This is a genomic window from Pseudophaeobacter sp. TrK17, assembly GCF_042192375.1.
In the GTDB taxonomy this organism is placed as follows: domain Bacteria; phylum Pseudomonadota; class Alphaproteobacteria; order Rhodobacterales; family Rhodobacteraceae; genus Pseudophaeobacter.
This window is the reverse complement of sequence record NZ_CP071700.1, coordinates 837,282-851,501: the sequence shown is the minus strand read 5'-3', so window position 1 is coordinate 851,501 and position 14,220 is coordinate 837,282. Positions and strand designations below refer to the sequence as shown.

Genomic DNA, 14,220 nt, shown 5'->3' with positions numbered 1-14,220 from the left:
CCTGACGGCCCCTTCACACCACCTCTTCCTTGAGGATGCGGTAAACACTGGCCCGGCCAATGCCCAGCCGCTTGGCAATCTCGGTGCCGCCCACGCCCTCTGCGTGAAGCTCTAGCACCTCTTTCGCTTTGGCCTTCGCGGTGGGCTTACGGCCCTTGTACTTGCCCGCTGCCTTGGCCTTAGCAATGCCCTCGCGCTGCCGTTCCAGCATGATCTCCCGTTCAAACTGCGCAATACTGCCCAGAAGGTTCAGCATCAGGCGGCCATTTGTGGTGCTGGTGTCGATGCCCATATCGAGGATGCGAAGGCTTGCGCCCTTCTTCTCCACCTCTGCCAGCAACTCCACCAGATGAGCCACAGAGCGCGCGAGACGGTCCAGCTTGGTTACCACTAGGGTGTCACCCTCGCGGATGTAATCGAGGGCCTGAGCGAGCTGCTCACGGGCCGCTACGTCCACCGAAGAGACCTGCTCCACAAACACCTTCTCACACCCTGCGGCGGCAAGGTCGCGCTGCTGAGCTTCAAGCCCTGCGGTCTGGTCGAGGGTGGAGGTGCGCGCATAGCCAACGATCATCTGTCTAGCCCTTCTGTCTCAATGAAATCTTAAACGATGTAAGGCGGGTGTCTCAAAATGTCAAACGGGTATTTTACGAGACAGAAATTCGGCTCAAGCTGAGACGCCTCAATAGACCTTGCCCCAATGAGACGCTGGACCTTTCCGCTGTCGCTTCCTAAGGTGTTGAAAATTGAATTGGAGTTATTGAAATGAAGGGACTTTTCTGGAACGCATTCGGAATAGCCGTAGTCTACCTTTTCACCCAGTCGGTCGATTGGTCTCTGTGGCTGTCCATTCCGATTGGTGCACTCGTCGCTGCTGTCGCCGTGATATTCACTGCCTACTTGATTACTAAGCCCGCATTTCCCAAGTAACTTGACGTTTTCGCGCCTCCAACGGCCACTAATGTGTTATATTTCAGTATGTTAATTTGGCTGAAGGTGGTGGATTATGGATCACCCAGAGGGTGCACGCGAAACGGGTGATGGGCGGCTCAGTTTTGACCGCCGGGTCCGGCTGGAGTTTCATGGTTCCAAGATCAGCTCGGACGGTGGATTACTGTTGTTCAGGGAATTGGATGAAGTGCTCGGCCTGCACGACATTGCGGGCGGATTTCTGAGAGACACGCGAACTGGCCACAATCGCCTGCACTCACTGGTCGGCTTGTTGCGCCAGTCGGTCTTTGGGCGGCTGGCCGGATATGATGATGTTAATGACGCGGACCGTTTATCGCTTGATCCGGTGATGCGGCAGGTCGTTGGAGGGCGTGCCGTTGAGGCCAAGGCCGCGTCTGCGAGCCAGATGGGACGGTTCGAGACCGAGGTGTTGGCGGCAACCGACAATCGCACTGTGCTGGCGGATTTATCAGGACACTGGATCGACCGGGTTCACAATCGCAAACCGCCCAAGTGGATCACGCTCGACATGGACAGTTCAGTCAGTCCCACCCACGGCGCGCAAGAAGGCACCGCTTGGAACGGGCATTTCGGCTGCATGTGCTATCACCCGCTGTTCGTCTTCAACCAGTTTGGCCATTTGGAACGCTGCGCCCTGCGCCCCGGCAATGTTCACAGCGCAGATGGGTGGGAAGAGGTTCTGAAGCCCGTCATCGCGCGATATGCGGATCGTCACCTGATGCGGTTCTTCCGGGGGGATGCTGCGTTCGCCATCCCGGAGCTATACAAAACTCTGGAACTGGAAAACTATTTCTACGCCATCCGCCTTCGGGCCAATCGCGTTCTTCAGGGCAAGATTGCGCATCTGCTCAAGCGCCCTGTGGGTCGTCCGCCAAAAGGCGTGAAGCGCATCTACGGCGACTTCCAATATCAGGCGGCATCTTGGGACAAACCTCGTCGTGTCATCGCCAAGGTGGAATGGCATCCCAGCGAGTTGTTCCCGCGCGTGGGCTTCGTGGTCACCAACATGCCGATGGAACCCGACTGGATCATCCGCTTCTACAACCAACGCGGCACCGCCGAGCAATACATCAAGGAAGGCAAGCAGGCGATCAACTGGACCCGTTTGTCCTGCAAAGGCATGGCGCAGAACGAGGTGCGGCTGCAACTCCATGCACTGGCTTACAATATCGGTGCCTTCCTACAGGGCACTGATCTACCTGATGAGATAGCCGACTGGTCACTGACAAGCCTGCAGACGCGATTGATCAAGATTGGTGCGAGGGTTGTGCGTCACGCCCGTGCAATCACCTTCCAACTGGCCGAGGTGGCTGTCAGCGGCGATCTGTTCAACCGCATCCTTGCGGCCATACATCGGCTGCGCGCACCGCCGGTTCCCTAATGACAACATCGTTAATCATAAAACCTGAACAAAAGCGGCTCAACCGGTCTATCCATACGGGGGTCGGTCAGACCAATATCCGGATCAACCTCGCCCCCGAGACCGGAAATCGTGCTCAGTTCGCGCGTCAGATGCCCGAACAACGGCACCATGGGTCCAAGAGGCTTGATAGGAGCGCAGAACAGCGGCAAGGTGGGCGGGAGGACGTTCCACTTGGGGAATGTCAGCTAAGATAAAGAACCGCATCGTCTATGGCGAATAGCCCCCCCCCCACCGGGGGAGTTTTTGCGGCCTACTATATGATCTCCGCTGCACGAATTTTTGCACAGAAATATTTGGAGGTGCCCGGTCTCCCGGATACCCCCTGCTTGCTGGGGCGACAGGCGGCGCTCTACTTCCGCCCAGTCAACCACTCCTTGATTTCATTGCTTGATGTCATGCCAGAACAAGCTGGCCTGTGTCGCATCCCGCGTTCGGGCCGCTTTCGCCTCACCTTCACGGGCACGTTCGGCCTCAGCCTTAGCAGTCGCCTCTTCCAGCTTCTTTTGCTGCGCCCGGTATGCGGCATGTTTCGCCTGCATCTGGGCCGCTACATCAGCCGCTGAGGGCCAGCCAAAGGTGGTGACTTGGCCCTGTTGGTTTGCCTTGGGGTCAGCCATGACGGCTCACCTTCACAAGCCCGCGCTGAACCGCTTCGGTCCACGGAACAACACCCATGCCGGGAATTTTGATCGAGACCACACCGCCTTCAAAACTCGGCTCTAGGCCAGCGTCCAGCAAAGCCTGCGGGAAGCCCTGGGATTTCCATGCGTCGGTTGCCTCATCGGTGCTCATAGCGGTCCATGCTGCGGCGTCTGCTTGTGCTGCGAGGTCTTGGAAGGCGGCGGTGCTGCCGGTCTTCAGCATCTCGGAGATAGCTGCATTGAAGGCGGGGCGGTTGTCCTGCCACAGCTCTTGCAGCTCGGCCTCATCCATGCCGGTGGCGGCGGTGACCTTTGCGGCGTAGGCATCGCGTACAGCGCTCAGCGCCTCTGCACTTTGCCCGCCTTCAAGCATCAGGTAATCCATCGTCTTCTCGGAGAACTGGCCCTCATTCAGGTCAGCTTCGATAGAAGAGATTGTGGAGGGAGATACGCGGGGCAGCACGTCATTGGTGAAGCTATCTGCCACGCTCTCAGGGGCCTCCACAGCGCCTTCAGGGGCAGCGTGAGGGTTTGCGTTATGGCCGCTCTCAGGGGCATTGAGCAGGCCCCGTGAGGGGTCCATGATAAGCCCATCGCGGACAGCCTGAGCGACCTTAACCTTGATACCGCCGATCTCGACCAGATCATTGGGGCGAGGGTTTCCGCCGGGGACCGGGAGGCCAGCTTCGGTGCTGAAGGTAAGGCCGGTGGAGGGGTCTGCGGTTGGGCGTACGGTGTGCTCTACGCCGCCGCTGCGGGTCATGCCGTGGCCGCTAGTAACCTCAAGAGAACCTCCGCCAACCGTTGCGGTGAAGCCCATTGGGCCAGATGCGAGGTTGCTGCCAGAGGGGTTTGCGGGGTCTACGTTGTGTCGATATTCGGTCATTGTCATTTGTCCATTCTTGATTTGAGGGTGTCGAGCTTGCAGCTCGCGTGAGCACTCCCCAGCAGCACCGGCCCGAGAAACAGAACGTGGGTTTGGTGGAGGTGGAATGGACAGAAACACCTGCATCGGTGCCGTCCGGGGAATGCTCGCGGGAACCGCAAGGGGATAGAGCGGGGCCAGTGAAGGCCCCGGCTGGGTCATTTGAGGGTCAGCGTCCCGTTCCATTTGGCCGGGGTGCGATTAGGGAATAGCGGGATGTATTCCTCCCGCGCCTTGCGCCTGCCAGCATTGAAGCTGCGGTTGCTGTAAGACGGGTCACGCCAGCGTTTGCTGTAGAGCCAATGCTTGGGGACGTTGATGGTTTTGCGACGGGGGTGGCTGTCAGCGTTCGTGGTCATGCTGCAATCGCTTCCGCATGCATTGACCGGCGGCGCTGCATCAGAGCTGCGCGCTCACGGCTCACCTTCCATGCAGACCACGGACAAGGCCGCAGCCTCAAGCATCCATCCTCGTAGACAGGGGGATGGTCTGGACCGAAGTATTCAGCCGGGAAAGCCAAGGCGTCATGGGCCGGGAGCGTGTTCTCCGGGTTGAGAACTTCATAAGAACGCTGCCCATAGACCTCCTGACAGTAGTGGTCGAGGCTATGACCTATTCCAATACGCCCGGTCCCATCCATATACCACGCCTTAAGCAAGTCGCGTCGGGTCAGCCACATCCGCAGCTCTGCATTGCTCCGAGCTTTTGCGATCAGTCGCTCCAAAAACTCGGCACGGTAACGCGGCGGCATCTCATATAGCGCGTTGGTCAAGTCAGTCAGCTTAGTCTTCCGCATCTGACTTCGCCGCCTTTCGTCCCAGTTGTGGGCAACCTTACGGGAGCCACGGGCAGCGTGGCGGGACTTGCGCTTGCGACAGTTGTCGCTGCAATACTTCTGGTTCTTGCGGCGTGGCGTGAACTCGGCGTCACAGGCGGGGCATTGAATTTGTTCGGTCATGGTCTGGTTCCTTGGGTTTGATGGATGATCGGGGAGGACAGCCCGTCAGCAGGCCCGCCAAGGGGCCCGACCAAAGGCGCTATCGGGCATGCGAGAGCTGCCCATCGCGTTCATCGAGGGGAGGGGGAATGGAGAAGATGACTTCTTCGTCCTACTGTGCGTGGTAATTGATTTTTCGCCTAGTAAGTCGAAGCTCACCTGTTCGCGTCACCAGTTACAGGCATCGCGATAATCGAGGGATACGTACAAGAAACTTTGTCTCCCTTCCCCAAGGGGTGGGTTAATCGACTTCTTACTTGACAAGTCAGAAACCCCTCAGGTCCACGCAATAAACATCCTGAGTTTAGAAACGGGTCAGGACGCCTCTTTATCCGGAGGTGTGTGAAAATTGATTTGGTGCCGAAAGCGCCTGAACGCTGAACTGCTAAAACGTCCCCCCGTATATGTAATAGGGGGCAACTTCGGGGGATGAACGGGCTGTGCTGGGGGGATGATGAATATCATCACACCTTCAATTCCAACCTCGGCGCAAGCCGGGAGCGAGGTGTTATGAACGTGCGGGAAATTCTGCTTGCTAGAAATGACCTAGCCTAAACTTTTCGGTCTCGTTCAGGCCGAAGACCACTGGCGCTTCACGCGGTGAGACCACTGAGGCAGATCAGATCATCATCTCACCTACATCTCATCCAACGGCGCAGCCGTGGAGCTATGCTTGAATTTGGGTGACGCGCGTCATCAGGCGGCGCGGTTTTTGGCGTCATTCTTCACTTCGACGCCGTCGTTGAATTTGATTCCTTCGATGACTTTTGGCAACTGATTTCTGCCTTTGAGGCGCAGCCATGTTTTCGATGCGGACTGGATGAGGGTGAAGACCATCAGTTTTGCGGTCTTTTGCGAGAGTGCGCCTTTGGTGCGCACCGTTCTATGCCGCACCGTTGCGAAGACGCTCTCGATGGGATTCGAGGTGCGCAGATGGCCCCAATGCTCGGCCGGGAAGTCGAAGAATGCCAGCATCGCGTCCTTGTCCTTGATCAGACAGGCCACACCTTTTTCGTATTTCACGCCATATTTGTCTTTGAAAGTATCCAAGGCAAATATTGCGGCAGCACGGGTGTCGGCGTGCTGAATGTTGTCCAGATCCGACTTCACGCCGGGTCCCATTTGCTTGGGAAAATAGTTCAGCACATTTTTCACCTTATGTACCCAGCATCTCTGGTGTTTTGTGCTTGGAAACGCCTTATCCAGCGCGTTCCAGAAGCCCATGGCCCCATCGCCAACCGCGATCTCGGGCGCGACGGACAGTCCGCGCTTCTTGATGTCAGTCAGCAACTCGTGCCAGCTCTGCGTGCTCTCTCGAAGGCCGACCTGAAAGCCGAGCAGTTCCTTCTTACCCTCCGGTGTCGCGCCAATGATCACCAACATACACTCGGCATTTTCTTCCATCCGCGCCTGAAGATAGACACCATCCGCCCAGATGTAGACGTAGTGACGAGCCGATAGATCTCGCTGCGCCCAGCTGTCATAATCTGTCTGCCAACCCGCTGTCAGGCGGGCCAGTACGCTGGGCGACAGGTTGGGTGCATCAGCCCCTAAAATGGCTGACAGCGCCTCCTGGAAATCGCCGGTTGAGATACCTTTCAGGTAAAGCACCGGCAAAAGCGCATCCAGACTGACCGAGCGGCGCGCCCATTTGGGCAATATGTTCGACGTGAAGCGGACTTTTGAGGCTGCATCAGGGGTCGCCTTCCGGTCGCGCACCTTCGGTCGCTGCACATCCAGTGCGCCAATCCCCGTCTGGATCTGACGTTCTGGTCCAAATCCATGCCGCACAATCCGTTGGCGGCCATCCTCCAGTCGGTCATCGGCGAAACTGGCGACAAAAGCATCAGCTTCGGCTTTCAATGCCTCCGCCAGCATGCGCCGCGCCCCTTCCCGCGCAAGCTCGGTCAATGGATCTGTGATCGAATCCGATTGGCGAAATGGCAGAATGTCTGTATCGTTCTTCATGGCGTATTGCTCCTTGTGAGGTTCTGGCTGGCTTTTACACCGCCACAATACGCCGCCCTTCAAATCACGCCATCACCCAAACTCCCGCATAGCTCGCAGCCGTGCCAAGGCTGTTCTGCATGGGGTCTGTTCTCGCTCAGTCCATTCTGATGTGGTCGAGACCCAGAACCAGAACATGCAGCCGTGTTGAGGGCTTCGCCCTGAGAGAGTTAGTTTGAAGATGATGTGGTCTTTCGTCCTAGCATGCCCGCTCGCATGGCCGTTATGGTTTCCCTTATAGTGGTGGGGGGACGTTTTTTGCCTTGGACGGCTTGGGGCCTCGATAGCCTTCTTCGCACCGGGCATGGTGTAGGTGCCCGTCTTGCGGATGGAAGGGAGCACCTCGCGGGTCACCCAATCTTGGAACTGCTTGGCTTCCTTCTTGTCGCTGCGCATGGTCAGCTTGTAGAGCCCGCTCTCGGAAACCAACATGATCTTCCGGGTGGTCTTTCGCCCTAGCTTGTCCTCCACCTGTATCGGATACAGGTGAGCCTCGTCCTCACCTAACTTGCGTACCGCGACGGTGACGATAGGAAGGCTGTCGCGCGGGCTCAGATACATCCCCAACGCCAGACAGACATCGCGGACCACGAACCACGGCTCGCCGCCGATCTCGACCACCCTCAGGTCCATTCCGTTGAAACTGTAGGTGACCACTGCGGACCCTGAGATGAAATCAGGGTGCTCCTTTACTCTGTGTAAGGGTATGTAGCAGTTTCACACCCTTCATCGGATATAGGGTGGACGCTGCGGGCACGCTATTTCTGAGCTATCGGTGCCCCTTATGTCCCATGGAAATTCCATGGGTCTTCCCGCGAATAGCTATCACCATGTAGATTAGTGCAGGTGACCACTGTGGGGGTGCTGGGCGACATGAATGGCTTCCCCGGTGGTGAACCTGCCGGGCGCCGTTAGAGGCCTGAGCGCGCATCAGGGCATCAGCGCATGGGCCTTTTCCATCGCCTCAGTTGCAGCTCTGAGCTTTGCCTCATCGCCGCCGTACACCCGATTGCCCACACCGCCCAAGGAATGACCAAGGATGCGGTGTTCGTCCCTCTCTGGAACGCCAGCGGAGACAAGTAAGTCCTTCATATTGTGGCGCAGTGAATAGACCACATGGCGTTTGTTCGTCGTGAACTTGCGCAAGTGCTTCATCAACGCCTGAGACACGGCATCTGGGCCGCCCTCATAGGCATAGCGCGGGAACAGCATACGTTCCCCCTTGGCGTTCTCAACAGCCTCTTTAGCGGCTTCCAGCGTGTCTCCAACAAGGGGAACCGAGCGTATAGAAACTTTGGTCTTTACGCGCCGGTCCTCATGCCACTGAACGCGAATGTGGGGATATGGGGCAGTGATTTGCACGTCCTCCACCCTCAACCCTACCACCTCCGCGCCACGGCATCCGGTGCCTTCTAGCAACCGCCAGATTATACCCAGAGCAGGCTCCCTGAGCTTACCCGTCATACGTTCCCGCATTGCCAGAATAACATGGCGTGGTAGCGGGTCGCGCTTATCCCACTCTGTCTCAGGTGCTGCATTGGCTTTAGCCACTTCAAGCCCATCAAAGGGGTTGTGAGCTTTTCCTTGAAGGTCATGCTCGGTGATTGCGACCGAGACCATAGCGCGCACCATGTCCAACTCACGCCGAACGGAGGAAGGCGACAGAAAGGTTCCATCCTTCTTCTTCGTGGCAAGCATCTCATCCCGCAGTTTGCGAGCATGTTCGCGCTTCAGGTCCACCAAAGCGATCTTGTTAAGGGGCCCAAGGGAGGTCTCAATACGCCTGCATATCCGTTCCAAGCGGTTCTTTTGGTTCCGCCCGTGCGCGCCTGCCATGCGCTCGACACGATAGACCTCTTTCGCATCTTGCATGGTAATCGGCGGCTCTTCGGCTTCTGGTGAAACGACCGCCTTGTAGAGCATGGGGTCGGCTTTCCGTGCCCGCAGGTCATCCGCGAGCACTTGGCGAGCTTCATGCTCATCACGAACACCGCGAATGCCAGCCATCAGTGCCTCAGCCTCTTTGATGCTCTCTCGCCAGTGCTCGACGGGGGAGAGCTGCCCCTCCTCGGCGGCTGTACGCTTGGCCTTTGCCACGATCTTCTCAAACTCAGCCAATAGCTTTGCGTGTTCGGTGAACAACTCGGCCCCTTCGCGGGCCTTCATCGCTACCTGAAAAACGCTTTCGCCAAGCACCTCGGCAACAGCTTGCGGATAGCGCCTGCGGAACCGTTTGCGGCCCCCTGAGAGTTCGTCAACGTATTTGAGCTTCATCACAACAACCATGCGAAATGTCCCCAAAGTGTCCCAATTTGTGTCTCGGGAGGGGTGCTAACGCCATGATATGCTTGAAAAACAACACCCTCAAGGGGATGTAATGGTGCGGTCGAGAAGACTCGAACTTCCACGGGTGTTACCCCACAGCGACCTCAACGCTGCGCGTCTACCAATTCCGCCACGACCGCACTGTCTAGGCTTGGTGTGCGGGTATTAGACGAGCCACGACGAGATGTGAAGAGGCAAAATCAAAGAAATTAGGTTCTTCATGCCCCGGCAGCAAAATTCGCCGGGTTCCCCAATTCTGGAAACAGTTCGGGGGAGCGGATTTGCTCCACTCCCCCTCTGACAAGATCCCCGATCAGGGGATAAAGCGTTATTGATTGGCCACTTGGGACGACAGGTACATATCCCCAGACATCTGGTCGTAATATGCCGGGAATTGTTCATGGTTCACTGTCGACGCCAACTGCTGGACATCGCGGCGAACCTGCTTTGCTAGATCATGCAGTGACATGCCCTGCTCCTGAAGACGCGGCAACAACGCCCGGGTAAAGACCGAATTGGGGTTCTCGTCGTCATCTGACAACCGATCCAACGCCGTTTGGCCGGCACCGGCAGAGTACAGGATGAACGCCCCTTCTGGTGGCTCCATGCGTACCAAACCGCGGGAGCCGCCAACGGCTCTCTTGCCATCCTGGGCAAAGGGGTTATTGCGGCAGGCGTCCAGAACCATAACTGTGGTTCGAGCACCTTTGCGCTGGAAAGTATCCAGGATTCGCCCTGCTGGGATGCTCTCGCCGGTGAGAAAGCTCTCGTCGCCGTAGTTCACCACTGGCACATCAGACGGCAACAGGTAGTTTCGCCCGTCCACCTCAATGCCATGTCCGGCAAAGTAGAACAGGACCTCATCCCCCGGCTCAATCTGCCCAGCCAAGGTTGACACAGCACTGTTGATTTCACGGCGGCTGGCATCATAAAGCGTCAGCACGTCAAAGCCTAGGTCAACCAACGCATTGCTGACGGCAGCGGCGTCGTTCCGGGCTTTTTGCAAAGATGCCAAGTTCTGGTATCCATCAACACCGATCACCAGGGCACGGCGCTGGGTTTGAGGCGCGGCATAGACCTGTTTGTCTGCTTCTGGCTGAACCACCGCAGCCGACACCGCCGCAACAGCTGCTGGTGAACTGAGGGCCGCCACGGCTACGCCCTGAGCCGCTGGAGCCTGTTGCTGCTGCTGGCCCTGGTAGACCTGCCCCTGCACTTGCTGGCCCTGGACTTGTTGGCCCTGATACGTTTGCCCCTGGACTGGCTGGCCCTGAAGTGGCTGACCTTGATAAACTTGCCCCTGGAAGACCTGTTGCCCCTGCAGCTGCTGACCCTGATAGGCTTGCCCCTGAACGACCTGCCCCTGATAGGCCTGACCGCCATAGCCCTGCACGGGTTGGCCCTGTACGACCTGACCCTGCACGGGCTGGCCTTGCCTTAGAATTTGCTGACCATTCACCTGTGGCTGTACGCCATAGGTTTGCATCGTCACAGGCGCCTGCCCGGCGTAGGTTCCCTGCGGTGGGATCTGTTGGCCATATTGCTGCGGCACGCCAACCATCGTGGTTTGAGGCATACCGTTCAGTTGTTGCACGGGGACGGGCTGCTGTTGCGCCTGCCGTTGTTGCTGCAACTGTTCATTCATGTAGATCTTCAGCAGGATCTTTGAGCCATCGGGATGTGCACTGGCCTGCTGCGTCGCCTGAAACCCGCTGGCAAGGGCCCGCTGACGCGCCGAGTTCAAAAAGCCACGCTCATATTCCGTCAATTGGCCGGTGGACGGGTAGCCCAGATAGGCCTGATACTGGCTGATCGCTGCGCGTGATTTACGCCCCATCACACCATCAGGTGAACCAGCAGGAAAACCAAAATAATTCAGCGAGGTCTGGGTTTCGCGGTTCTGCGTCCGGGCGGCAGAATTTCCGGTGCGGCGCGTGGTGGTGCGTTTATTGTTACGATTGGCCCCGCTGACAATTGCGCCGCCGATCAGGCCACCTAGAAGTGCTGCACCCAAATTGTCGGCAAACACCGGCCCAACGGATGACGTCGTGAACATCGCGGCAACCAAAGCAGTCTTTAGTGACTTTGAAAACATGCCACTCCCCTTTATAAAACAAGCAGTATGAATTAAGCTTAGCCCAGCTCGCGCCCCGCGCACGAGTCATTTTGGCAAAAAAAACACCTCTAAGGCTAAATACCTTGTCCAATTGGCGGGATCTTTGATGGTTGAATGGGTCACGTCGGACAATTTGGTCGATTATGACAGTGCTGTTTCCTTCATGGAAAGCCGTGCCGCAGCAATTGCTGCGGGCGATGCAGAGGAATGCATCTGGCTCTTGGAACATCCACCGCTCTACACTGCGGGGACGTCTGCCAAGATCGAAGATCTGACCGACCCGGATCGCTTTCCGGTTCACCCCTCCAAACGCGGCGGTCAATACACCTATCATGGTCCAGGCCAGCGGGTGGTTTATGTCATGCTGAATGTGGCCAAACGCGGCCATGACGTGCGCCGCTTTGTGCAGGAGTTGGAGGCCTGGGTCATTCTGGCTCTGGCTGAATTCAACCTCACCGGCCACATCCGGGCCGGGCGGGTCGGCGTTTGGGTGGAACGGCCCGACAAACCCCGGCGCGCGGATGGTGGTCTCAGTGAAGACAAGATCGCAGCTATCGGCATCAGACTGCGGAAATGGGTGAGCTTCCACGGGATTTCGATCAATGTGGAACCCGACCTGGAGCATTTTGGGGGTATCGTGCCTTGCGGCATTCAGGAGCATGGTGTGACCAGCCTGGTCGATCTCGGCCTGCCCGTTACCCTTTCGGACGTGGATGTCGCCCTGAAACGCAGTTTTTACGAAGTCTTTGCAGCAGAGATCGAATGATCAGCAGCTGCCTTTTCCTGCCTGGGGTTAGACAGCTATCCCGTTGCAAACGGACGCGATATCGCCACCTCTGACCTCATCCCCCCTGGCGAAACTGCGAAGGTGGGAGCGAAGACAAATCGTCAAGCGCCGAAAGCACCAGTTCCGGACAGGCATACAGCAGCACATCTCCCGCCCCGGAGCAGACGCGAAGCTGGACTTTCTCGGCGCCCAGCACCTGGGGATACAGCCCATTCTGACGGACCAAAGCTTCCTCTGCGCCGCACAGATACACCGCCTGGTCTGCATGACCGATCATTTGCTCACGCCAGTCCTCGGGCTGCAGCTTCAGGTCAGCCAGAATTCCCGCGCCGTACTGTTGCATGATCATCGACAGGCTCAAAGAAAGCAGGTCCTCTAGCTTTTTGCCCCGAAGCCGCTCCCAGCCCTTGCTGCCTGATCGCGCCTGGTTGCGCACCAGAACTGCAGCCCCCTGTCGCTGAATCGATTTGCTCCAGCCCTTTAGAACCAGGGGGATAAGGGGCGGCAAAAACTGGGCACAAAGCGCCAAAGAGCGGTGGTTACGGCGGTAGTCGCGGGCCTGGGCGAGCGGCGGAGCGGGAGCCACCCCCAAAAGCCCCCCCACTCTGCCGCGCAACCGCAACGCTGCCGCCCGCGCAAAGATAACGCCACTGCGATGCCCCAACAGAAGCGGTCGACGCAGGTTTTCCTGATCAATAAGCGTCTCAATCTGCGCCACAAAAGCGTCGAGCTGCTGGTGCTTTTCCGGCGCCGGATGTGAGCCACCATAGCCCCCCCGCAGGGGCGCATAGACCCGAAAACCGCCGGCGCGCAGCAGCGGCTGCAATTGCTGCACTCCTGCAATCCCATCCAACATACCATGCACAAATATAACGGGCTGGCCCGTCTCGGCCCCGAGTCTGAAGCACTGGGTCACCCGCCCCTGGCTGTCGCGGATTTCCACACTTTCCGGCAGACACACGCCACGAGAAATTGCCATATCGCGCGCATGTTCCTGCAATAAGAACCCGATAAGACGGACAAGCTCCGCAGCACCGGGCGCGCCGGCCTTGGCGGCAATTCTTACCGGGTCCTGCGCCTGAGACCGTTCCTGCTCTGAGCCGAGCACAAGGGTTCGCAGACTATGCACCTCGGCAGAGCTGAGCCCAAAGGTCTTGGCGATAAAGCTATCGGCACTGCGGGGCCAATCGACCTCTAAAAGTTCAACCGATATTGCGACAGGCGGGCCAGACGCGCCTGCGTCTGCGCCCATACAAACCGGGCGGCACAGAAGCTTCTTGTTCGGCACCGATGTTTCAAGAACCAAAATGTCTTGCCAGGAAAAATCCTGCGCTCTGATTCGATCTACGAACCCGTGCCACTCCCCGTCGACACGCTGTGCATGTCTCACCCAGGACAGCGTTTCCTGTTTTGCGCGCGCAAGCGGATCCATGTCCCTGACCGGCGGTGCCTGCGTTTCTAATAGCTCCGCCTCGAGCGTTACCAGGATCCAGATTTCATCCTCGCTGGCGGTCTTGCCCTCCCAGCCGGGGACGGTCGGGTTTGCCCATACCGTCGCCGGGTTTGGTCGCCCCATCTTTACCCACTTTTGTTCCAGAATTTCCAAAGCACGGGCAAAATGGCTCTGTATTTCCGGCGCTTCGAAGATCCGGCTGGGCCCATCTGCTATGGGGTTTGCGCCTAAAGCTGAGCCAGACTGATGCGCGACGCTGAACCTGTCAAAAAACTGCGGCCGCAAAACAGTTTCATAAATAGCCGCAGCAATTTGCTCTCTGGAGGGCAGGAAATCTGGCTGAAAATCGGTCACACGCACCTCACCCATTACAAAAAAGCGACACACAAATCAGGTGCCCAAAAACAATACCAGCCGCCGCCCAGCGGCCCTGCCCATTGACGTTAAACGGCGACACGCCCCGCTAAAATGCGCGAACCCCATCGCAACCAGAGTTCAGCACTGCATCAGATCAAAGGGGCACAAGTGCCACAGGCAAACTGTCGTTCAATGCCAGCCTTCAGTGATCTCAAAT

General features: G+C 57.8%; 13 protein-coding genes, 1 tRNA gene and 1 pseudogene. 3 read left to right on the top strand and 12 right to left on the bottom strand.

Going from position 1 to position 14,220, the window contains the following annotated elements; translation table 11 throughout:
• Positions 1 to 13 precede the first annotated feature (13 nt).
• Positions 14 to 574: a recombinase family protein gene (locus tag JZI28_RS04000; protein WP_375699304.1), complete on the bottom strand. Its 561-nt coding sequence runs from the start codon at positions 572 to 574 to the stop codon at positions 14 to 16.
• 432 nt (positions 575 to 1,006) lie between these two features.
• Between JZI28_RS04000 and JZI28_RS03995 the strand changes: the two genes are divergently transcribed.
• Positions 1,007 to 2,353, top strand: a complete 1,347-nt coding sequence (locus JZI28_RS03995) for an IS1380 family transposase (RefSeq protein ID WP_040176196.1) — start codon at positions 1,007 to 1,009, stop codon at positions 2,351 to 2,353.
• Positions 2,354 to 2,364: 11 nt separating this feature from the next.
• On the opposite strand, the gene JZI28_RS03990 is transcribed toward JZI28_RS03995, so the two are convergent.
• From JZI28_RS03990 to JZI28_RS03945, 10 genes and pseudogenes are all read right to left on the bottom strand, one after another.
• Positions 2,365 to 2,505, bottom strand: coding sequence for a hypothetical protein (locus JZI28_RS03990; RefSeq protein ID WP_158441640.1), 141 nt, complete (start codon positions 2,503 to 2,505; stop codon positions 2,365 to 2,367).
• A gap of 270 nt (positions 2,506 to 2,775) precedes the next feature.
• Entirely contained in the window at positions 2,776 to 3,012 is a 237-nt protein-coding gene (locus tag JZI28_RS03985) for a hypothetical protein (RefSeq protein ID WP_375698147.1), read from the bottom strand.
• Entirely contained in the window at positions 3,005 to 3,922 is a 918-nt protein-coding gene (locus tag JZI28_RS03980; protein WP_375698148.1) for a hypothetical protein, read from the bottom strand. Before JZI28_RS03980 ends, JZI28_RS03985 begins: the two co-directional genes overlap by 8 nt.
• Positions 3,923 to 4,119: 197 nt before the next feature.
• Entirely contained in the window at positions 4,120 to 4,320 is a 201-nt protein-coding gene (locus JZI28_RS03975) for a hypothetical protein (RefSeq protein ID WP_375699303.1), read from the bottom strand.
• Positions 4,317 to 4,919, bottom strand: coding sequence for a hypothetical protein (locus tag JZI28_RS03970; protein ID WP_375699302.1), 603 nt, complete (start codon positions 4,917 to 4,919; stop codon positions 4,317 to 4,319). The genes JZI28_RS03975 and JZI28_RS03970 overlap by 4 nt, the downstream gene beginning before the upstream one ends.
• A gap of 735 nt (positions 4,920 to 5,654) precedes the next feature.
• Positions 5,655 to 6,967, bottom strand: a pseudogene (locus JZI28_RS03965) (IS256 family transposase); the annotation flags it as partial.
• Between the two features lie 31 nt (positions 6,968 to 6,998).
• Positions 6,999 to 7,622, bottom strand: coding sequence for a Bro-N domain-containing protein (locus tag JZI28_RS03960; RefSeq protein WP_375699301.1), 624 nt, complete (start codon positions 7,620 to 7,622; stop codon positions 6,999 to 7,001).
• Between the two features lie 273 nt (positions 7,623 to 7,895).
• The gene (locus JZI28_RS03955) at positions 7,896 to 9,251 is read right to left on the bottom strand and encodes a tyrosine-type recombinase/integrase (RefSeq protein ID WP_375699300.1); all 1,356 of its coding nucleotides are present in this window, start codon (positions 9,249 to 9,251) and stop codon (positions 7,896 to 7,898) included.
• A 92-nt stretch (positions 9,252 to 9,343) separates the two neighbouring features.
• Positions 9,344 to 9,430 (bottom strand) — tRNA-Leu (locus JZI28_RS03950).
• Between the two features lie 188 nt (positions 9,431 to 9,618).
• A complete protein-coding gene (locus JZI28_RS03945) occupies positions 9,619 to 11,385 on the bottom strand; it encodes a caspase family protein (protein WP_375699299.1) in 1,767 nt (588 codons plus the stop codon).
• A 127-nt stretch (positions 11,386 to 11,512) separates the two neighbouring features.
• Between JZI28_RS03945 and lipB the strand changes: the two genes are divergently transcribed.
• Positions 11,513 to 12,172, top strand: a complete 660-nt coding sequence (lipB, locus tag JZI28_RS03940; RefSeq protein ID WP_348154353.1) for a lipoyl(octanoyl) transferase LipB — start codon at positions 11,513 to 11,515, stop codon at positions 12,170 to 12,172.
• A 76-nt stretch (positions 12,173 to 12,248) separates the two neighbouring features.
• Here the strand turns inward: lipB and JZI28_RS03935 are convergent, their stop codons facing one another.
• Positions 12,249 to 13,769, bottom strand: a complete 1,521-nt coding sequence (locus JZI28_RS03935; RefSeq protein WP_375699298.1) for an alpha/beta fold hydrolase — start codon at positions 13,767 to 13,769, stop codon at positions 12,249 to 12,251.
• Between the two features lie 123 nt (positions 13,770 to 13,892).
• Here JZI28_RS03935 and JZI28_RS03930 point away from each other — a divergent pair, with 123 nt between their 5' ends.
• Entirely contained in the window at positions 13,893 to 14,087 is a 195-nt protein-coding gene (locus JZI28_RS03930; RefSeq protein WP_297342043.1) for a hypothetical protein, read from the top strand.
• The last annotated feature ends 133 nt before the right edge of the window (positions 14,088 to 14,220 follow it).

Bases quoted from the DNA above. Each gene is read 5' to 3' on its own strand.
- JZI28_RS03975 (WP_375699303.1), bottom strand. From the start codon at position 4,320: ATGACCACGAACGCTGACAGCCACCCCCGTCGCAAAACCATCAACGTC.
- JZI28_RS03990 (WP_158441640.1), bottom strand. From the start codon at position 2,505: ATGGTGCCGTTGTTCGGGCATCTGACGCGCGAACTGAGCACGATTTCC.
- lipB (WP_348154353.1), top strand. From the start codon at position 11,513: ATGGTTGAATGGGTCACGTCGGACAATTTGGTCGATTATGACAGTGCT.
- JZI28_RS03985 (WP_375698147.1), bottom strand. From the start codon at position 3,012: ATGGCTGACCCCAAGGCAAACCAACAGGGCCAAGTCACCACCTTTGGC.
- JZI28_RS03935 (WP_375699298.1), bottom strand. From the start codon at position 13,769: ATGGGGCGACCAAACCCGGCGACGGTATGGGCAAACCCGACCGTCCCC.
- JZI28_RS03980 (WP_375698148.1), bottom strand. From the start codon at position 3,922: ATGACCGAATATCGACACAACGTAGACCCCGCAAACCCCTCTGGCAGC.
- JZI28_RS03945 (WP_375699299.1), bottom strand. From the start codon at position 11,385: ATGTTTTCAAAGTCACTAAAGACTGCTTTGGTTGCCGCGATGTTCACG.
- JZI28_RS03995 (WP_040176196.1), top strand. From the start codon at position 1,007: ATGGATCACCCAGAGGGTGCACGCGAAACGGGTGATGGGCGGCTCAGT.
- JZI28_RS03970 (WP_375699302.1), bottom strand. From the start codon at position 4,919: ATGACCGAACAAATTCAATGCCCCGCCTGTGACGCCGAGTTCACGCCA.
- JZI28_RS03930 (WP_297342043.1), top strand. From the start codon at position 13,893: ATGCGCGACGCTGAACCTGTCAAAAAACTGCGGCCGCAAAACAGTTTC.
- JZI28_RS04000 (WP_375699304.1), bottom strand. From the start codon at position 574: ATGATCGTTGGCTATGCGCGCACCTCCACCCTCGACCAGACCGCAGGG.
- JZI28_RS03955 (WP_375699300.1), bottom strand. From the start codon at position 9,251: ATGGTTGTTGTGATGAAGCTCAAATACGTTGACGAACTCTCAGGGGGC.